At 29.0% G+C, this 21,027-nt stretch carries 18 protein-coding genes; 6 read left to right on the top strand and 12 right to left on the bottom strand.

The window, feature by feature from the left end:
* Position 1: 1 nt before the first annotated feature.
* The 3 genes from ACH2BC_RS14510 to ACH2BC_RS14500 all read right to left on the bottom strand — a co-directional run bounded on the left by ACH2BC_RS14510 (position 2) and on the right by ACH2BC_RS14500 (position 3,445).
* A complete protein-coding gene (locus ACH2BC_RS14510; protein WP_395054890.1) occupies positions 2-2,407 on the bottom strand; it encodes a M28 family peptidase in 2,406 nt (801 codons plus the stop codon).
* A gap of 196 nt (positions 2,408-2,603) precedes the next feature.
* On the bottom strand, positions 2,604-2,954 hold the full coding sequence (locus tag ACH2BC_RS14505; RefSeq protein WP_395054888.1) for a hypothetical protein: 351 nt from the start codon (positions 2,952-2,954) through the stop codon (positions 2,604-2,606).
* Between the two features lie 155 nt (positions 2,955-3,109).
* Entirely contained in the window at positions 3,110-3,445 is a 336-nt protein-coding gene (locus tag ACH2BC_RS14500) for a hypothetical protein (protein ID WP_395054886.1), read from the bottom strand.
* 209 nt (positions 3,446-3,654) lie between these two features.
* Between ACH2BC_RS14500 and ACH2BC_RS14495 the strand changes: the two genes are divergently transcribed.
* The 3 genes from ACH2BC_RS14495 to ACH2BC_RS14485 all read left to right on the top strand — a co-directional run bounded on the left by ACH2BC_RS14495 (position 3,655) and on the right by ACH2BC_RS14485 (position 5,047).
* Positions 3,655-3,987 carry a single-stranded DNA-binding protein gene (locus ACH2BC_RS14495; protein ID WP_395054884.1) on the top strand — a complete coding sequence of 111 codons (333 nt, stop codon included), beginning with the start codon at positions 3,655-3,657 and terminating at the stop codon, positions 3,985-3,987.
* Between the two features lie 11 nt (positions 3,988-3,998).
* Entirely contained in the window at positions 3,999-4,430 is a 432-nt protein-coding gene (locus ACH2BC_RS14490; RefSeq protein ID WP_395054882.1) for an HRDC domain-containing protein, read from the top strand.
* A 188-nt stretch (positions 4,431-4,618) separates the two neighbouring features.
* Positions 4,619-5,047, top strand: coding sequence for a hypothetical protein (locus ACH2BC_RS14485; RefSeq protein ID WP_395054880.1), 429 nt, complete (start codon positions 4,619-4,621; stop codon positions 5,045-5,047).
* Here ACH2BC_RS14485 and ACH2BC_RS14480 read toward each other — a convergent pair.
* The 6 genes from ACH2BC_RS14480 to metG form a co-directional block, all read right to left on the bottom strand.
* Entirely contained in the window at positions 5,044-5,943 is a 900-nt protein-coding gene (locus tag ACH2BC_RS14480; RefSeq protein ID WP_395054878.1) for a histone deacetylase, read from the bottom strand. The two genes, ACH2BC_RS14485 and ACH2BC_RS14480, sit on opposite strands and share 4 nt — an antisense overlap.
* A 17-nt stretch (positions 5,944-5,960) precedes the next feature.
* Positions 5,961-6,584 (bottom strand): CatA-like O-acetyltransferase, encoded by a 624-nt coding sequence (locus ACH2BC_RS14475; protein ID WP_395054876.1) that lies wholly within the window; start codon positions 6,582-6,584, stop codon positions 5,961-5,963.
* 89 nt (positions 6,585-6,673) lie between these two features.
* Positions 6,674-7,363 carry an HAD family hydrolase gene (locus ACH2BC_RS14470; protein WP_395054874.1) on the bottom strand — a complete coding sequence of 230 codons (690 nt, stop codon included), beginning with the start codon at positions 7,361-7,363 and terminating at the stop codon, positions 6,674-6,676.
* An 8-nt stretch (positions 7,364-7,371) separates the two neighbouring features.
* A complete protein-coding gene (locus ACH2BC_RS14465; RefSeq protein ID WP_395054872.1) occupies positions 7,372-8,802 on the bottom strand; it encodes a hypothetical protein in 1,431 nt (476 codons plus the stop codon).
* A gap of 51 nt (positions 8,803-8,853) precedes the next feature.
* Entirely contained in the window at positions 8,854-10,248 is a 1,395-nt protein-coding gene (locus ACH2BC_RS14460) for a hypothetical protein (RefSeq protein WP_395054870.1), read from the bottom strand.
* Between the two features lie 10 nt (positions 10,249-10,258).
* Positions 10,259-12,349, bottom strand: a complete 2,091-nt coding sequence (gene metG / locus ACH2BC_RS14455) for a methionine--tRNA ligase (RefSeq protein ID WP_395054868.1) — start codon at positions 12,347-12,349, stop codon at positions 10,259-10,261.
* Between the two features lie 284 nt (positions 12,350-12,633).
* Between metG and ACH2BC_RS14450 the strand changes: the two genes are divergently transcribed.
* From ACH2BC_RS14450 to ACH2BC_RS14440, 3 genes are all read left to right on the top strand, one after another.
* Entirely contained in the window at positions 12,634-13,527 is an 894-nt protein-coding gene (locus tag ACH2BC_RS14450; RefSeq protein WP_395054907.1) for an LD-carboxypeptidase, read from the top strand.
* Positions 13,528-13,596: 69 nt separating this feature from the next.
* Positions 13,597-13,956 (top strand): YraN family protein, encoded by a 360-nt coding sequence (locus ACH2BC_RS14445; protein ID WP_395054866.1) that lies wholly within the window; start codon positions 13,597-13,599, stop codon positions 13,954-13,956.
* A gap of 85 nt (positions 13,957-14,041) precedes the next feature.
* Positions 14,042-16,222 carry a M12 family metallo-peptidase gene (locus tag ACH2BC_RS14440; RefSeq protein ID WP_395054864.1) on the top strand — a complete coding sequence of 727 codons (2,181 nt, stop codon included), beginning with the start codon at positions 14,042-14,044 and terminating at the stop codon, positions 16,220-16,222.
* A gap of 60 nt (positions 16,223-16,282) precedes the next feature.
* On the opposite strand, the gene ACH2BC_RS14435 is transcribed toward ACH2BC_RS14440, so the two are convergent.
* The 3 genes from ACH2BC_RS14435 to ACH2BC_RS14425 form a co-directional block, all read right to left on the bottom strand.
* On the bottom strand, positions 16,283-16,864 hold the full coding sequence (locus tag ACH2BC_RS14435) for a GNAT family N-acetyltransferase (protein WP_395054862.1): 582 nt from the start codon (positions 16,862-16,864) through the stop codon (positions 16,283-16,285).
* A 40-nt stretch (positions 16,865-16,904) separates the two neighbouring features.
* Complete coding sequence (gene mfd / locus ACH2BC_RS14430) at positions 16,905-20,237, bottom strand: transcription-repair coupling factor (RefSeq protein WP_395054905.1); 3,333 nt, start codon at positions 20,235-20,237, stop codon at positions 16,905-16,907.
* Positions 20,238-20,317: 80 nt separating this feature from the next.
* The gene (locus tag ACH2BC_RS14425; RefSeq protein WP_395054860.1) at positions 20,318-20,908 is read right to left on the bottom strand and encodes a hypothetical protein; all 591 of its coding nucleotides are present in this window, start codon (positions 20,906-20,908) and stop codon (positions 20,318-20,320) included.
* Positions 20,909-21,027: the final 119 nt, after the last annotated feature.

Raw genomic sequence — 21,027 nt, 5'->3', positions numbered from 1 at the left:
ATTACCTCAAAGTATCAATTACGTTATTAGTCAATTTTCTTCTATTAAATAGTAACTTTTTATCAATTTTTGCATTTAAACTATCCACAGATTTAATGGAATAATTTAAACTTGGTTTAACTTTTTGTTGAATTATAATTGCATCTGTCAATACAAATGGTGTTGCCATCATCCAATTATTTCTTTTTATAATTTTAAACTCTGGATTACTTAATAAATCAAACGAACTTTCTACTAAATTCATATCTAGTTTTTGATTTTTATTAATTGAAAATTCCATTTCCAAAGGAATATTGTTTACAACATAATAACTCAATACTTTATTGGTTTTCTTGTTTATGATATTACTTTTTATATCTAATGATTTTAAACCATTCGCTCTTAAATTGTTTATTGTTAGTTTTTCATTTGCAAAAACATCATAACGATTTACTTTTCTGTTTGGCGTAATTAAAATTTTATAAAAATGCTGATTTCCTTTTATTGTATCTCGAAGAAATTGAATGTATGGTTTTGCAATGTTTTTAACAGAAGTAGGTTTCATAAATGTAAATTCAGAACCATATTTACTATACAATTTATTAGCATTTAAAATTTTGGCGTTTTGAGGTTTTTCGCCTAAATAGTTTTTGGTCCAAACGTCAAGATTTTTATCATAAGTTGTAAAATATGCTTTGTTAGAATCTCCATTTAAAAGATACACTAAGCTATTAGGTTTTGCTTTATTTAAATCATAATTGGATGCTAAATGTGCTTTTACAAAAAATCCAAAACTTACTAAAATAAAGAAAATGGCCCAAAGTTTTTTCTGTCCAAATGTCCCAAATAACGGCAACAATAATGTAAAACATAAAACAGTTAAAATGGAGCTTCCAAAGAGAATTTTCAACCCTAAACCAATTGGAAACATTTGAATAAACGGAACAATAATTAACAAAGTAGGAATTGAAAATACTATATTTAACAACCAATATGTTCTTTGAGTTATAGCATAAAATCCTAAAATAAAAGTTGTAGCAATAACTGGAAGTATTAAAAAAGCTGCACCTTCAAGCTTCATTGCAATGCCAATGTTTAGTAATAACCAAATAAATAATGGTACAATTAATTGACTCATTTCTACATTTCGTTTGGCTTTAGAATTGTAAAATAAAAAGCAAATTGCTAATGTCAAACTTACAAATGCATAAATATAATCGTGACCATTATAAGTAAATCCGTGAAGTATATCATTGTATTGAGGATAGAAATTTAACAACAATTGCCAACCAACATAAGTTAAAAATCCGGCAACCAAAATAGAACCAAAAAACGGAACAAAACCTTTAATAATTTCATCAAGGCGCAATACCTGTTTGCCTAATCCAACAATTAAAAATATTAAAAACAGTCCAAAAGCAATAATCAATAACGGTAAAATATAACTATTAGGATAACTTATAAAAGTAAACGGAATTGTAAAATATACTTTATCATCATCAGAATTTAAAGTAGAAATTTCAGCATTTGAAAAATAATTTAACAGCGGAACCAAATAATTTCCTTGATGTGCCAGAGTATTCGGATTCATATTTTGATAATTATCTTGCATGGTATGATAATTATAATGACTATCAATAAAAGCAAAATTAAATCCTTGAATAGCACCTTTTTCTCTAAAAACCGTCAAGTCTGTATCGTTGGGCAACATTTTATAAATGCTATACATTAACGAATTCGATGCAGGAAATCGCACTTTGGCTTTGCTAAATTCTTCAACCATTTTGGCATTTCCTTTATTGGTTTCCATCAACATATAACTTGGTCCAGAAGTTCCTCTGGCTTCAAAGTTTAATGCCAAGCCAACTTCTTTAGCCAATTTATTTTGTGTAACAAAAAGCGCTGCACCGTTTAAACCCAATTCTTCAGCATCGGTAAACAGAATTATAATATCATTTTTATGTTTGGTTTTAGTGTGTAAAAAAGCACGAACACTTTCTATTATAGTTGCAATTCCGCTGGCATCATCACTTGCGCCTTTAGAAAACGAATGTGGAGCAGAATCGTAATGCGATAATAACAACAACGATTTAGACGAATTAGAACCTTTAATTTTGGCAATAATATTTTTTGAAAACACTAAAGTTCCTTTTTCGGTCATTGTAAAACCACTTTGAAGATTGGTTTCCAAACCTAAATTTTGCAATTCTAATTGTAAATATTGAGCAACAACTTCGTGATTTTGAGAACCAACAAAATGAGGTTTTGCGCTCATTTCTTTCACTTTTTCCAACGCACGTTTAGTAGAAAACTCTGAAAGTGGTGCTTCAGTTGTATCATAACTTTGAGGCATCATAAAATAGAAAACACCAAAAATCAATCCAGATAAAACCAGAATAGTATATAAAGAAGTGTAGTTTTTTTTCATTTATGCTGAATTTATTTCAGCATCTTTTGACACTGAATTTATTTTTATTTTAAAAAACCAAATTTCAAATCCCAAATCCCAAATTCCAAATTCCAAATTCCAAATTCCAAAACCCAAATTCCAAGACCTAAAAACCATGTTCCAAATTTCAAAAATCTTATTACATAGTATTTCCAACTTCGTACTTCGTACCTTACTAATATTCCTTCTTAACCAGCATATAAAAATCATTTTCAAGAAATCTGTAACCTTGATCATAAATAAAATAATAGGTATTTCCTGTATTTGTGGTTAAAACATTGGTCATGTATTCAAAGTCGAAACCTTTACTCAGCAATTTAGTTTTGGTAGTTTTCCCTTTTCCATCTGGATTTAAATCTACCAAAATTCTATAATTTTTACGCAATTTGTTGTTCACATTTCGCATATAATTGGTGCTGTCTTTGTTCATTTTATTGTTGTAGGCATTGCGGCAACCATCGCTACAGAATTTTTTATCCTCGCGACCAACAATTTTTTCGTTACATTCTAAACAGTTTTTACTCATGGTTTTGTCATTACGAGGAATGAAGTAATCTTTTTATTCCGATTTTTTTTAGAAGCGAATGGCTTGGTCTTTATTTATCTACCATTTTCCTGCTTTCATTTCATAAAAATTGTAAAAAAACAATTTGTTATTTCATTCTATCAGGGCTAGATTATTTATGTCTTGTTTATTTTTTTATTAATCAATTTATTTATTTTATAAACAATCAACTCCGTTTTTTTTATATCACAATTGGTTAAGATAACATCTTTAAAACCATTTTTTAAATTAATTCTTAAAGTATCAGATTTTGAATTTTGCCAGAAACCAAACATTATTTCTATAATTTTATCAAAAAGAGACAAGCTTCTTATTACTTCAACTACTATAATATCATTTATTTTTATAACACAATTGTCCTTTATATAATTAACATTATTTACAATTAAAAAATCATTTTCAACATAAACTTCAAAAAGTGGATTGTTTCTTATAACTTTTTCAAATTCCATATTCTTTAATTAATTCTTTTAAAATCAAACAAATATACAAATAATTTTCCAATTACAAACGGTTACAAACATTTACAACCGAAAGTAAGTGGTTATGTACCGAATAAAGTTTGCAACTCGTCACAACTTTGCATCGTCGAAATGAGATACTCACAACACATATCTCATAACACACAACAAATAAAAAATAACAATTTAATTTAAACGCCATGAACACATTAAAAAACAGAGTACAATTAATCGGTCACGTAGGTCAAGAACCAGAAGTTAAAAACCTTGAAGGAGGAAAAAAAGTAGTAAACCTTTCGCTTGCAACCAACGAAGTGTATTACAAAGAAAATGGAGATAAAGTAGAAAATACTGAATGGCACAAAATTTCTGCTTGGGGAAAAGTTGCCGATATTATAGAAAAATATGTAATAAAAGGAAAAGAAATTGCAATTGAAGGCAAGTTAACTACAAGATCTTACGATGATAAAAACGGAGAAAAACGTTATGTTACAGAAATTGTAGCAAGCGAAGTTCTTTTATTAAGTAAATAATTCTAAAGGTTATGCAAGTAAAATTATTCACCATACGGTTAGACGCTAACAATCTAGAAATAGACCAAAACAGTTTAAACGATTTTCTAGAAACTGTAAATTTTAAAAAATCGGATACTCATTTCATTGAATCTGAAAATAGTTATTGGAGTGTTTTGGTTCACTATGAAGAACAAGTTGATGCCAAAATTGAAGCAGCAATTCAACTTGAAAATTTATCTCAAAATGATCAAACTATTTTTAACCATTTAAAAAAATGGCGCAGTGAAAAAGCAGAACAATCTGGGTTGAAAAATTTTATGATTTGCCATAATTCAGAGTTAATAAACATAGCCATAAAAAAACCAAATTCTATTTCTCAATTAAAATTAATAAAAGGTTTTGGAACTGTAAAAGCCGAAAAATTTGGAGATGATATTATTTCACTTTTAAATGCTGTGTAACTAGAATTTTATAAATAATTGAAAGCGATTGCATTAAGTTGTAATCGCTTTTTTGCGTTATGTAGAATTTATTCGACTAAAATTAACAAGTTGTCAACACGAAAACGTTTTCGCAATTCAAAATGATGTAGTTTGTCGAACATTTTATTTATATTTATAAATTGTTACAAAAACCTACTACTTAATTAATGAAATTTTTATATTATTTTTTAATTCTATTGGTTTCCCAATTTGCGGTTTCTCAAGTTGGAATTAACACTTTGCTGCCACAAAGCACTTTAGATGTTAATGGAAATTTATCAATAAAAGTAGTAAACTTACTTGGTGGAGCAAGTGGATCAGCAACACCAATTAATGATGGTATTTATATTTCTGTAACACCAACTGGTGGAAATCAAGAATTTTTATTGCCAAATGCAACCTTGTTTCCAGGAAGAACTTACATTATTAGGAATGTTTCAAATTCTGTAAATGCACAAATATATAGTATAGGTGGAAGTTTTTTTTCTAAAGATTCTAATACTGCAACACCTTCTCCTTTAGTAATGAATTCCAATAGTATTACTAAAACTTTATTTATAATTAGCGACGGATTTAACTGGACCTATTTTTTCTAGAAAATACTTTTTGCCACTCTAAAAGTATTAGCATGTGCTTCAATAATCGTCTTAATTTGAGGCGAATATCCTCCACCCATACTTACTTGAATAGGAATATTTTTTTCTCTACAAATTTTAAAAACAAATTCGTCTCGTTTTTTACAACCATCAATTGTACAACCTAATTTTCCTAATTTATCAGTTTCAAGAATATCAACTCCAGCTAAATAAAATATAAAATCAGGTTGTAGTTGGCTAATTAACTTTGGCAAAATTTCAGAAAGAATTGATAAATACGTTGTATCATTTGTTCCATCTTCTAAAGGAATATCCAAATCTGAAATCTCTTTTTTAAATGGATAATTTGTTTTTCCGTGCATCGAAAAAGTAAAAACCTTGTTATTGTTTTTAAATATTTCTGCTGTTCCGTTTCCTTGATGTACGTCAAGATCTACAATTAAAATTTTAGTTGCCAGTTTTTCATCCAATAAATAATGTGCAGCAATTGCTTGATCGTTTAGCAAACAAAAAGCTTCACCGTGACTAGAAAATGCATGATGCGTTCCGCCAGCAATATTAAAAGCAACGCCACATTCTAATGCTTTTTTACATCCAATAATTGTTCCTTGCGCAATTCGTAATTCGCGTTCTATTAATTCTGCTGACAATGGAAATCCAATTTTTCTGGCAGCTTTTGCATCTAAAGATAAATTTAATAATGAATCGAGATACGACTTAGTATGCACTTTTAAAACCAATTCAAGGTCAATAATTTCTGGTTCAAAAAAATCAGTTTGAGTTGCTGTACCTTCATAAAGTAGTTGTTGCGGAAGCAATTCATATTTCAACATCGGAAACCTGTGTCCAACTGGCAAAGGATGTTTGTAAATGGGATGAAACGCTATTGGAAACACAATTGTAGATTTTAAATTTAGGAATTCAACAGTTTTTGAAGCGCATCAATAAACAAACCAACATGATAACCATCAACCAAACCGTGATGCACGTGAACAGAAATTGACATTGTTTTTTTGCCATTTTCTTCCATCATTTTACCAAAGGAAATTTTAGGACAACTGTCTGGCCAAGTAAAGCTTCGTGCGTGAGAAAGTGAAGTAAAATTTACCCAAGGCAAAGCTGAAAAATGTATTAAATTTTCTGGATATTCTCTTGTAAAAAGTCCTGTTGTGGATTGAATTCTTTCAATTTCTTTTAATGTAATTTCATTAAAATGATTTATATCATTTAAAAATTCAATGTATGAAAAACCAAAAGTTTTGTCTTCTCTCATTATCGTTGCAGAAGCGTCAATTTTGTCAAAAATAAAAACTTCATTATCAACTATTCTATAACGAAAATTTTCAATTTCATTCACTGCTTGCAAGGTTTTATGAAGATAATAAACAAAAAATGAAACACCAATTTCTTTAGATTTAGAGTAAGCTTTGGTGCAATCTACAGTTGTTGTTATGCCAAAAAAAGGTTCTTCCATTTGTTTAAAAAACAAGAAATGTTCTTTTCTATTCCAAGTTGCTAGGTTTAATTTTTGTTTCATCTATTTAAGACACGAATTGCACGAATTCTCACGAATTTATTATTTATAAATTTCACCAAAATGTTTTACCTTATAGAAATTTGATTCAATTATTTGACTAATAAATTTAAAACATCGGTAATTTTATCAAAGGTATAAAAATTAGCATGTTCTACTTTGTGATTGATTTTTTCGTGTTCCCAAGTAGTATGAAACGGAATATGAACCGCATAACCACCAATTCCTAAAACTGGCAAAACATCAGATTTTAATGAATTTCCTATCATAAAAAACTCTGATGGTTGAATTTCTAATCTAGTTAAAAGTTTTTGATAATTAACTTCTTGTTTGTCTGCCATTACTTCTATATGATGAAAATAATGACCTAAACCAGAGCGATGCAATTTACTTTGTTGGTCTTTCAAATCGCCTTTGGTAGCCACAATTAATTTGTATTTTCCTTTTAATTCTTTCAATGTATCTTCTACACCATCAAGTAATTCTATAGGTTTTTGAAGTAATTCTTTTCCATAAATAATAATTTTTTCAATAATTTCTAATGAAATAGTATTGTTAGAAATTTTCATCGCGGCTTCAATCATAGACAAAATGTAACCTTTAATTCCGTAACCATATAAATCTAAATTGGCGATTTCGGTTTTAAAAAGTTCTTGCGACAATCCTTGATTCGATAAATAATCGCTCATTAAAGCACAAAATTTTTGCTCAGTTTCTTGAAAATAAGGTTCGTTTACGAATAAAGTGTCGTCTGCGTCAAATGCTATTACTTTTAGGTTCATTATAAATATTAATCGTTAAACTTATAAAATAAATAATTGCTTTCAGTTTTATTATATCCACCATAATAGAGACTTGAACCCATTTTAAAAATAGTTTTAGCTTGTAAATTATCTTCTTTTTCTGCAAATGCTCTTAAATTATCAAAAGCCAATTTATTTACACTTCCTTCAAGATGATTAAAATTTTCGTCAAACAAACAATTTACATAAACTACTTTTCTATTTTTATAAGAATTTAAGTTGTTTAAAGAATAATTAGAAGATAACGAAGCCGCAATTAATGCTCCTGTAAAACCACCAATCATTCCGCCATACATTACCGTATTGTCTTGTACTAATGAAACACAACCAATGGTAACATAATTTTTATCATTCAAAGTATAACAAGACAATGACGGATTTAAATTATAAATTTTTCTTAGCAATTTATTTGATCCATCTAATATTCTTGTGTTTTTTACGCTTCCATTTTCTTGCATAATATCTGAATTTTTAAAACTTATTTCTTTATCTACAAAAACTTCATAATTTTTAAACTCAGTTCCATCAAGATTTTTTATAGAAATAACCATCTTTTGAGAATTTAATTTTAACTGAATTAATTTATCATTACATAAAAAAGAATTAGAATCGATACCTTCAAATTCTATTTCTTCAAAATAAGGTTGATTGTATGATTTTAAATCGGCTGTAAAATCGGCAAGATTAATATTTAAAATTTGCGTAAATTTTTTAGTTAAATCAAACGAAAATGATAAAATAGTTCCTTTAGTATATGCTTTTCTTTTGTTGGCGCTAAATGTTAATGATGGTGGCGAATCGTTAGAAATGTTTTGAACAGAAAGTGCAGGTTCGAACGCAGTTGCTTCATTAAAAATGTTCCATAATGAGGTAGGTTTAGTTTCTACATTTAAAAACTTTTTATTAGATAAGTCTATACTTTTCTTTTCTAAATTACCATCATTAAAAATATAAAAATTTAAAATACTAGTGTTTTTAACGCAAGTAATTAGGTAAAAAACATTGTTAACAGTTATTTTTTTAATTGCTTTTTCTTTTTCAAATTCTAACTGAAAAGATTTTGATGCTATTTTTTTGGTATCAAAGTCAAAGCATTGATAAATAAACTCTTTATTGTTAGAGCTTGACCAGTAAGAATAATATTTATTGTTGGTTGTGCTGTAACCTACAATATCGTCAAAATCGCTAGATGGACGAGCAGTAGATAAAGAATCGATAACATCAAAATTTTCGTTTAAACGTATTGCTTTTAGTAATTTCTTATCAGAAAAAAAAAGTGTAACTTGTTTTCTATCTTCATCAACTATTTGAAAAGCATCGGTTTTTTTAGTTAAATTAAGATTTAAATTTTTAAATAATTCTTGTGAAAAACAAGTAATTGAAAATAAAATGGAACAGATAATTAAGGTTTTTTTCATGGTTTAAATGTAGGGTTTTCATTATAACGAAAGAATTTTAATTAAAGTGTTTTAATCATCAAATTTCTTAAAAAAATATCTTTTCTCTTTAGAATTATAGTAGCCAAGATAATACAAATCATTAAAAAAGAAAATGTTTGGATTAGTAAATGAATTTGAATTAATGATTTGCTTTTTCAATTTAGTATGAGAAAAATCTTTTTTTGAGGTTTCTAAAGCATTTAAACTTGAATCTAATTGTAATTGAGTAAAAGTTTGACCATTTGCAAAGTGTTCACTAAAATTGTCTACATTGATTGAAGATTCATTATTATCTATTAGTGCGCCAATTAAACCTCCTACAACTCCGCCAACAATTAGACCTATTTGAGCATAACTTGAACCTTGTTCGTCGTTTTTTGGCATTCTAGCGTTAGTTAAAGACCCAATATTTAAATAAACAATATCGTTTCGTTTTGTATAATTTATACCTAGCTCTTTAATGTTAACCTTTTTAAAATATTTTTTATTTTCAATTTCTTCAATTTTTCCCAATTCAACTTCTGTAAAAAACTTGCTTTTTTTCAATTCGTCCTCAGAATATTTTTTTAAAATTGTGCCTTCTAAATCTTTTATCGTTAAATAGTAACGATCACTATTTTGTTCAACTTGAGCTATTTTATCTCCAATTAAAATTGAATTATATGAAATAACATTTACTGAATTTTCTCTTTTTATGAAATTATTACTTGCTGTATTATTTTTTAAGTTTATAGATATTATTTCAGTTTCAATTTGATTTTTATCTAGAGATATTAAAAACATATCATTTATTAAATAACATTTTGATACAGATTTTGTAACAGCAAAAGAATTAAATTCATTTTCTTTTATTAAAATTAAAGGAAATTTTTGTTTTTCTATTGAATACGCATAATCATATAAATTAATAAATTTTTCTTCTATTTTATTCTCAGAAACAGTATTGTTATCTGTAATTGAGGTGATTATTAAACTTTTATCATATTTAGATATAGAAACTACATATAAAATGTTGTTATTAAAAAAAATTTGAAGAATTTTTTTATCATTTGAGTTAAATAAAACTTTTTGTGAAGATTCTATTTTTAAATTAAAATCAAATTTTTGAATTAAAAAAGAGGTAAAATCATCATTAGTATATACAATTTTTGTAACTTTATTAAGAGTATTTTCAGCAATAAATTTTCTGTTGGTTGCCATAGGAATTGCTCTTAATGAATCAATAAATGTTGTTTTTGAATCTAATAAAATTGCTTTAATTTTTCTATCATTTTCAAAACACACTACAACATTAGATTTGTTATGGTCTACAGATGTATAACTTTTATCTTCTTTCTTTAATTTTAAAGACATCATTCCTGAAAATTCTTGAGAAAAACCAATACAAAAACATAAAAAACTAATCAGAACAAAAATTGATTTCATATAATCTTAATTAACTAATTGTACTTCCATTTTCAACTATATTACAACCTGTACTGAACGAAGGAGAAGTATCTGGATTTACAAAAACCAATTTTCCATCAGGTAAATTCGTCATTAAAATCATTCCTTCACTTTCAACACCACGCAATACTCTTGGAGCTAAATTTGCTAAAATTGTAACTCGTTTTCCAATTACTTCTTCTGGCGAAAAATGTTCTGCAATGCCAGAAACTATTGTTCTAACATCCATTCCTGTATCCACTTTTAAAACCAAAAGTTTGTTGGCTTTTGGCATTTTTTCTGCTTCAACAATTGTTCCTACACGTAAATCTAACTTTAAAAAATCTTCAAATGTTGCTGTTGGTTTTTGTGGGCTTGTTTTCGCGAAAGCGGAAATCTCTTCCATATTTGCGGTTTTTGTAGCTTCTAATTTTTCTATTTGTTTTTGAATTTCTGAATCTTCTATTTGAGCGAATAGTATTTCTGCATCGCCAATTTTATGACCAGCTTTGGTTAAATTCCAATCTTCAAATTCCAAATTCCAATTATTAGTAGTAATATTCAATATTGTTGCTAGTTTTTTAGAACTAAATGGAAGAAAAGGTTCCGATAATATTGCTAAAGCGGCAGCAATTTGCAACGCAACATACATTTGAGTTTTTACTCGTTCTGGATCAGTTTTGACCATTTTCCATGGTTCTTCATCTGCCAAATATTTATTTCCAAGTCGTGCAACATTCATTAATTCTACTTGTGCTTCTCTAAATCTGTAACGTTCTATCGATGATGAAATTACTGCAGGATATGCTTTTAATTCTGCCAAAGTTCGTTCGTCAACTTCATTAAAATCATTCGGACTTGGTACAATTCCGTCATAATATTTATTGGTCAACACTACAACTCTGTTTATGAAATTTCCAAAAACGGCTGCCAACTCATTGTTATTTCTCGCCTGAAAATCTTTCCAAGTAAAGTCATTATCCTTTGTTTCTGGAGCATTTGCAGTTAATGCATAACGCAAAACGTCTTGTTTTCCTGGAAAATCTATTAAATATTCGTGCAACCAAACTGCCCAATTTTTAGAAGTTGACAATTTATTTCCTTCTAAGTTTAAAAATTCATTTGCAGGAACATTATCTGGCAAAATATAACTTCCTTCGGCTTTTAACATCGCAGGAAAAATTATGCAATGAAAAACAATATTATCTTTTCCTATAAAATGAACAAGTTTGGTACCAGAATCTTTCCAATAATCTTCCCAATTTTTGCCTTCTCTGGTTGCCCATTCTTTGGTTGCAGAAATATATCCAATTGGCGCGTCAAACCATACGTACAATTTCTTTCCTTCTGCACCTTCAACTGGAACATCAATTCCCCAATCTAAATCTCTAGTTACTGCTCTTGGTTTTAAACCATCATCCAACCACGATTTTACTTGACCCAAAACATTTACTTTCCAATCTTTAGCATGATCTACCAATATCCATTTTTGAAGAAAATCTTGGTATCTGTCTAAAGGTAAAAACCAGTGTTTAGTCTTTTTTAAAACAGGAATTTCACCAGTAATTGTAGATTTTGGATTAATTAAATCGGTAGCATTTAATGTAGAACCACATTTTTCACATTGATCGCCATAAGCTTCATCGTTTCCACATTTCGGACACGTTCCAACCACAAATCTATCGGCAAGAAACTGATCTGCTTTGGCATCATATAATTGCTCAGTAACTTCTTCTATAAAATCGTCATTATCATACAATTTTCTAAAAAATTCCTGAGCAGTATCGTGATGAATTTTAGACGAAGTTCTAGAATAATTATCAAATGAAATTCCGAAATCTATAAACGATTTTCTAATAATTGCATCATATTTATCAATCACTTCTTGTGGCGAAATGCCTTCTTTCTTTGCTTTCATCGATATTGCAACGCCATGTTCATCGCTTCCGCAAATAAACGCGACATCTTTTCCTTGCAATCTCAAATAGCGAGAATAAATATCACTTGGTACATAAACACCAGCCAAATGACCTATGTGAATTGGACCATTTGTATAAGGCAAAGCAGCAGTAATTGTGTATCTTTTAGGGTTTTCTAACATTGTAATTTAGGTATATATTCTGCAAAAATAAGCAATAGAATTGAGAGTTTTATTTATCCTGAATTTATTTCAGGATTTGAAGCTATTTCCAGCTTTACACTTCAATCTTTTCATTTTTAAAGAAAAAATGAAAAGGATTTTCGTTTCAATCTGGGCTAGAGCAATCGTTTTCAATTCAACTTAATTTATATATTTGTAGTTCAGTTTTAAAATTAAAAATGAAGAAATCTATAATCTATATTCTAATTTCTATTTTCTCAAGTAACCTTCAAGCCCAAAAAACTATGATTGCACCAGCATATTTAAAAAAAGGCGACACCATTGCTATTGTAGCAACAGCTCGTAAAAACATTGATGACAATTTAAAACCAGCCATTTCTTGGTTAAAAAGTTGGGGTTTAGAAGTTGTAATTGGCAACACAATAGGATTAGATAAAAACCAACTTGCAGGAACAGATGAACAACGTGCAGCCGATTTTCAATCTCAACTTGACAATCCAAATATTAAAGCAATTTGGTGTGTTCGTGGTGGTTATGGTACAGTACGAATGGTTGATTTATTAAATTTTACAAAATTTAAACAATCGCCAAAATGGATAATTGGCTTTAGCGATGTAACGGTTTTACACAGTCATTTAAACACAATGGGTTATCAATCCATTCACGGAATTATGCCTGTAAGTTCTAAAGCTACTGAAGAAGCTAAAGAATCTTTACGCAAATCATTATTTGGCGAAAGCTTGCAATATACAGTTCCGTGTGACCAAATGAACCGATTAGGAAAAGCAAGTGGCATTTTAGTTGGCGGAAATCTTTCCATTTTATACAGTCTTTTAGGTTCACCTTCGGCAATAGATTGTACAGATAAAATTCTTTTTATAGAAGATCTAGACGAATATTTATACCATATGGATAGAATGATGATTAACCTAAAACGCAATGGTTGTCTAGAAAGTTTGAAAGGAATTATCGTTGGCGGAATGACAAAAATGAAAGACAACGACATTCCTTGGGGAAAAAACGTGCTAGAAATTATTGATGATGTTACTAAAACGTATAATATTCCAATAATTTATAATTTTCCTGCTGGACATTTAGCCGATAATCATGCATTAATTCTTGGAAGAAAAATTTCGCTTGAAGCTAATGATTTGGAGAGTACAATTGTTTTTGAGTAATGATTTTTGAACTTTAAATTATTTTTGAAATCTAAAATCATAATTCGTTAATCAACAATCTAAAATCTAATGGCAGAACATAATGAATTAGGAAAACTCGGAGAAGAACTAGCAATAGCATTTTTAGAAAAAAACGGCTATAGAATTCGCGAAGCCAATTGGGTTTTTCAAAAAGCTGAAATTGATATTATTGCCCAAAAAGAAAATATACTAGCAATTGTAGAAGTTAAAACACGTTCAACATTAGATTTTGGTTTGCCACAAGACTTTGTAAAACCTAAAAAAATCCAACTTTTAGTAAAAGCCGTAAATGAATATGTTGTTATAAACGATTTAGATTTAGAAATTAGATTCGACATAATTGCAATCAATAAAGAAGGAAAACAATTTGTTATTGAACATCTTGAAGATGCTTTTTATCATTTTTAATCCTTCAACAAAAGATAAAATTATGTTTATTTAATTAAATGTAAACTTTTTACTCTATTTTTACTATCTATTAAACCAAAATACTATGAAAAAACTACTAACAATTGCCTCATTGTTTAGTTTCTTTTTACTTTTTTCGCAAAATGAAGTTGCCAAAAAAGTTCAAGAGTTACAAAAATTAAGAACTGCATTTAAACCATTTTCGGTACTAACCATCAATCAAAATGTACAAGATGTTGATAATGATAGAATTGTGTCTAACGCAACTTTTGCTACAATAAAAACGCTAACGGTTAATGATATTTATTCTAATAAGTATGAAAATATCGAATTAACAATTCCTTATAATGGTAATGACGTTACTATGCAATTGTATAAAGTTGACGTTTTTTCTGAAGGATTTCACGTAGATTCTGACAAACAAAAAAATATTTCGTATCAAAAAGGTGTTTTTTATAGAGGAATTGTAAAAGGAGATTTCACATCAGTTGCTTCTTTTAACTTTTTTAATAATGAGTTTAACGGAATTGTATCTGGAAACGGATTTGCGAATTTAGTTGTTGGAAAATTAAACAAGACAAATAATACACAAGATTATGTGGTTTATGATGATGCAAATTTAAAAGTTTCTAGCGATTTTAATTGTGAAGTTAAAGATGATGAAACACTTCACTCTTCAGAAAACGCTCAAGAAAATAAAAATATTGGAAGTGCAAGATGTGTAACTGTATATTTTGAAATGGATTTCGATTTATATGAACAAAACGGCAGTGATACAGCAACTACTACCAATTGGATGACTTCACTTTTTAATCATGTACAAACTTTGTATAATAATGATGGAATTACAGTTTCAATAAAATCAATATTTATTTGGACAACTCAAGATCCGTATGATGGAATAGGAACTTCATCATCGGCATATTTGTATAAATTTAATGAAGTAAGACCAGTTTTTGATGGTGATGTTGGACAACTTGTAGGCATTGACGCTGGAGGTTTAGGTGGAGTTGCTGTTGGAATAAATGCCTTGTGTACACAAAGTAATTTTAGTTATTCTGATGTAAGTTATTCTTATGCAGCTTTTCCTTCCTATTCGTTTAATGTTATGGTTGTAACCCACGAATTAGGACATTTATTTGGATCAAGGCACACACACTCTTGTGCTTGGAATAGTAATAATAATACTTCTATAGATGGTTGTGGTACACAAGCAGGATTTGCTGAAGGAAGTTGTGCTCAAGGACCAATTCCGTCAACAACTACTAAAGGGACAATAATGAGTTATTGTCATTTAATTAGTGGAGTAGGAATAAAATTTAGCAATGGTTTTGGACCACAACCTGCAGCTAGAATTTTATCAAGAGTAAATAATGGACCATGTTTAAGTACAGATTGTATAAATACTTGTATAAATACTGTTGGATTAATTGAAGTTAATAATGTTAGTACTAATTCTGCATTAGTAACTTGGGCAGATTCTGGAACATTTACCACTTGGCAAGTTGCGGTTTATCCTTTTGGAAGTACTGCTATTGTTTATGAGACTGTTACTACTAATAGTTACACTGCAATTGGCTTGTTACCAAATACCTATTACGTGGTTGAAGTAAAACCATCTTGTACTACAGGATTAGTTTCTTCTTCTAGAGAAGTAATTTTTGCCACTTCAACAACGTATTGTGCAGGAGTTTCAATAACAGACACTGGTGGCGCATTTGATGTTTACACCAATATGGAAAATATTGTTAGAGTAATGATTCCAGAATTATCAAACAATATTATTACCTTAACTATAAATGAATTTTCATTAGAACTAGATTATGATTACTTATATATTTACAATGGAAATTCTACAAGTGCAACATCATTTGATACTGCTGGATATACAGGAATAACCATTCCAACATCATTTACTTCTACTGCAGCAGATGGTTCTTTAACAATGCGTTTTTATTCAGATCAAGGTGTTGTAGATACTGGTTGGGTTGCAACAACTTCTTGTACTCCAAATTTAGGAATTAATGGTTTTGAAGGAATTGATTTTACATATTACCCAAATCCAACAAACGGAATTGTAAATATAAATTCTAAAACGAATATCACAGCAATTTCTGTATTCAATGTTGCAGGACAATTGTTGTATGATTCTAAAATAAATGATTTAAAATCTAATGTAGATATTTCGGCATTTTCAAACGGAACGTACTTTTTTAAATTAAAATTTGATGAAAAAGAAGTGAATTTTAAGGTATTGAAAATGTAATTTTTTTAGTTTTTATACAAATAAAACATCCCTAAGTCTTTTAGATCTTGGGATGTTTTTTTATAATTTATATTTAGACTTTAAAGAATCTAGAAATTCAAATGCATCAACACCAGATTTTTTGGATTCTAAAACTCTTTTATCTAGCTCGTGTAATTTTGTATTAAACTCATATTGGTAAAATTCAGGATTTTCAGTTTGTTCAATAAATTTAAATTTCATCTTTTCTACTAATTTAATTGATGGAAAGTTTTCTTTTTTGATTAATCCGATGATAACTTCATAATGTAAGTTTTGTAGATAATTTATCATAATAGACATAATTTCAAATCCATAACCTAATCTCCAATATTTCTTTCCAAAGGAACAACCAATTTTACAGATTGTTTTTGATACTGGAGTTATAAGGAAAGTTCCAATTAAGTCATTAGATGATTTTTCTATAATTCCATATCGAAATTCTGTTTTAGTTTTACTATTTTCAATTACGCTTTTAATCATAATTGATGCTTCTTCAATATTTTCAAAACTTTTACTTCCTCTAAATTTCATTGCTTCTTTATCTGAGTAAAGCTCAAAAACTACAGCTACATCATCATTAGATAATTCACGAATATACAATCTTTCAGTTTCTATAATCATTAGTTATTTAAAATTATAAGTTAAACAAATCAGCACCAATTTAAATCAAACTAATCATTTCCAATGCTTTATTAATGCTTTTTACATTCTCAAAAGTTATCAATAATCGCAAACCATTTGGTGTTTGTTTTTCTTTCATTTTTACCAAATGTGATTGTTTTTGTACAAATTGCAACACTTTTTGAAACTGTTTAGAAGCATAATAATCACTTTGTTGATCGGATACAAAATAGCAAACCAACTTGCCTTGTTTCATAATTAATTTTTCAACACCAAGTTTGGTTGCCATCCATTTTATTCTAACACTATTTAAGAGTGAAATGGCTTGTTTGGGCAAAGCACCAAATCTATCAATAAGTTTTTGTTCATATTTCAGTAGCGTTTCATCGTCTTTTATCAAACTCAATTCGTTGTATAAATTCAATCTTTCTGTAATACTATTGATGTATTCGTCTGGAAAAAGCAACTCGAAATCAGTATCAATTTGTAAATCTTTTACATATTCTTTCGTTTCAATATCGTTTTCTGCTGGATATAAATCTTTAAATTCGTTTTCTTTTAACTCGTCTATGGCTTCGTTCATGATTTTTTGATAGGTATCAAAACCAATATCGTTTATAAAACCACTTTGTTCGCCACCAAGTAAATCACCTGCGCCACGAATTTCTAGATCTTTCATTGCAATATTAAAACCACTTCCTAATTCGCTAAATTGTTCCAAAGCTTGAATTCTTTTTCTGGCATCGTCAGTCATTACAGAATATGGCGGACAAATAAAATAACAAAAAGCTTTTTTATTACTTCGTCCAACGCGACCACGCATTTGATGCAAATCTGACAATCCAAAATTATTAGCATTATTAATAAAAATTGTATTGGCATTTGGTACATCCAAACCACTTTCTATAATTGTTGTGGCAACAAGAACATCAAATTCGCCGTTCATAAATGCCAACATTAATTCTTCTAGTTTTTTGCCTTCCATTTGTCCGTGACCAATTCCAACTCGTGCATCTGGAACCAATCTTTGAATCATTCCGGCAACTTCTTTTATATTTTCTATTCTGTTATTAATAAAAAATACTTGACCGTTTCGTTGAATTTCATACGAAATTGCATCGCGAATTAACTCTTCATTAAACCCAACAACATTAGTTTCTATTGGATATCTGTTTGGTGGCGCAGTTGTAATTACAGATAAATCTCTTGCTGCCATTAATGAAAATTGTAACGTTCTAGGAATTGGTGTTGCTGTTAATGTTAAGGTATCAACATTGGCAGTTATGGTTTTTAATTTGTCTTTTACGTTTACACCAAATTTTTGTTCTTCGTCTACAATTAGCAATCCTAAATCTTTAAATTGTACATTTTTATTCACCAATTGATGCGTTCCAATAATAATATCTAGTTTACCTTCGGCAAGTTCTTTTAGCGTTTCTGTTTTTTCTTTGGCAGTTCTAAAACGGTTTAAATAACCAATTGTAACTGGCATTTCTTTTAATCTTTCTGTAAAAGTTCTGTAATGTTGGTAGGCCAAAATTGTAGTTGGAACTAAAATGGCAACTTGTTTTCCGTTGTCAACTGCTTTAAAAGCTGCTCTAATGGCAACTTCTGTTTTTCCAAAACCTACATCGCCACACACTAATCTGTCCATTGGTCTGTCGCTTTCCATATCGTTTTTTACATCTCTAGTTGAGGTAATTTGATCTGGTGTGTCTTCATAAATAAACGAACTTTCTAATTCTTTTTGTAAATAACTGTCTTGTGCGCAAGAAAATCCTTTTTCTAATCTTCGTTTGGCGTACAGTTGTATTAAGTTGAAAGCTATGTATTTAACTCTAGCTTTGGTTTTTTGTTTTAATGCTTTCCACGCACCAGAACCTAATTTATAAATTTTTGGTGGCGCACCATCTTTTCCGTTAAACTTGGCAACTTTGTGTAATGAGTGAATGCTTATGTAAACAATATCATTATCGGCATAAACTAGTTTTATTGCTTCTTGCGTTTTGCCTTCGACTTGAATTTTTTGCAATCCACCAAATTTTCCAATTCCGTGATCTATGTGAGTTACATAATCGCCAACCGAAAGTGAAGTCAATTCTTTTAAAGTAATAGTTTGCTTTTTAGAATAACCATTTTTAATGTTGAACTTATGATAACGTTCAAAAATTTGATGATCAGTGTAGCAAGCAATTTGATTTTCTTCGTCTATAAAACCTTGATATAAAGGAAGTACTATTGATTTGTATTTTTTCACTTCGACTGCGCTCAGTGTGACAGACGATTTGGAATCTTCCTCATCAATATCTTCAAAAATTTCTTTGAAACGATTTGCTTGATTTTCATTAGAACAAAAAAGATAATTTTTAATTCCGTTGAAGTGATTTTCGTTTAAATTATTCAGTAATAAATCAAATTGTTTATTGAAAGAAGGTTGCGGTTTTATACTGAATTGAATGGTTTTATCAATTTTAAAAACTGGCGAATTGCTTAATTCAACTACCGAAAAGTTTAGAGATTTTTTAAGAAATTGTTCTTTGTTTACAAATATATCTTCGGGTTTTGCATGTTTTATATCTTTCGATAATTTTTCAAATGCTTCAATTGCTTTTACAAATGCTCTGTCCAATTGTTGCACTAAAAGCTCGGTATTCTGAATAAAAAGTACCGTTTTTTCATTGATATAATCTAAAAAACTTTCTCTGTTTTCTTCAAAAAATTGATTTTCTACATTCGGAATTATCAATATTTTTTTTAATCGTTCTATAGATAATTGGGTTTCTACATCGAAACTTCTAATGGAATCTACTTCGTTTCCAAAAAATTCTATTCGGTACGGATTATCATTTGAAAAGGAAAAAACATCTACAATTCCGCCACGAACAGAAAATTCTCCTGGTTCAGTTACAAAATCTACACGTTTAAAATTGTATTCAAACAACACTTCGTTAATAAAATCGATTGCCAGTTTATCATTAACAGAAATTTTGAAGGTATTTTTTTCTAATTCTTTTCTGGTAACCACTTTTTCAAAAATCGCTTCGGCGTAAGAAACTATAATTGCAGGTTTTTTTCTAGAATTTATTCTGTTTAAAACTTCTGCTCTAAGCAAAACGTTGGCATTATCAACATCATCAATTTGATAAGGTCTTCGGTACGATCCAGGATAAAAAAGTACATCTTGATCGTTTATTAATTGTTCTAAATCGTTAAGATGAAACGCAGCTTCTTCTTTGTCATTAAACAATAAAAGAAAAGGCAATTCGGTTTTTTCAAAAGCAGCATTTACTACAAATGATAATGATGAACCCAATAAACCTTTGGCATTAATTTTAGCATCGCGTTGCAGTATTTCTTTAGCAAGAAGTTGCACATTGGCTGATTTTTGAAACGTAGAAACTACAGAAGATTTACTCAAGATTACTTATTTTATGCTTAATTATATTTATTTTATTATGGAAGATCATTAATTGTAGTAGTAGGAATTGCTCTTGAAGTATCTTTCATTCTAATGATATCTGGTTCGCCATCTTCCATCGGAATTAAACTTCGTGTAGTAATTTCTTCCATTTGCAATTGCAAAGACATTATTTCTACATTTATTTCATCAACAAATTTCAATACTTTTTTATCTGGAATTTGATTTAAATGAATAAATAAATCCATTGCTTTAATTTTGGTAGTAAGTACTGTAATTCTACTTTTTATTGGTGGTGTATTAAATTCAGGTGGAATGTTATTGTTTAATTCCATTACTTTTTTAGAAAGTACTTTGGCTTTTTTTTGAAAAGCACCGATAGATGCTTTTGGTTTTTGATTAATTTCTATTAAAAAAGCGCGCCATTCTAACCAATTACTTACTTTAGATTGAGTTGTGGCTTGTAAATTGGGTGTAACAAAAGTCCAACCTTGATTAATTCTATCAAAGATTTTCTCTTTTTTTTGGGCTTCTTTTTTTTGTTCAGCAAGTCGTTCTACAGTATCATCTTTACAAGAAATAAGTACTATTGAAAGCAATAAAAAACAGATTAATTTTAATTTCATTGAAAATTATATAGGATTACAAAAGTACAAAAGTAGAAGGAAAGTAAATGCTAAAAATAGTATAAAAAGAGTTGATTTATTTTTATAGAAATTCTAGATTAAGTAAGTTTGACTCGTTG

This window comes from Flavobacterium sp. (assembly GCF_043760115.1).
Taxonomy (GTDB): domain Bacteria; phylum Bacteroidota; class Bacteroidia; order Flavobacteriales; family Flavobacteriaceae; genus Flavobacterium.
The sequence above is the reverse complement of the archived record's forward strand: the minus strand, read 5'-3'. Positions and strand labels throughout refer to the sequence as shown.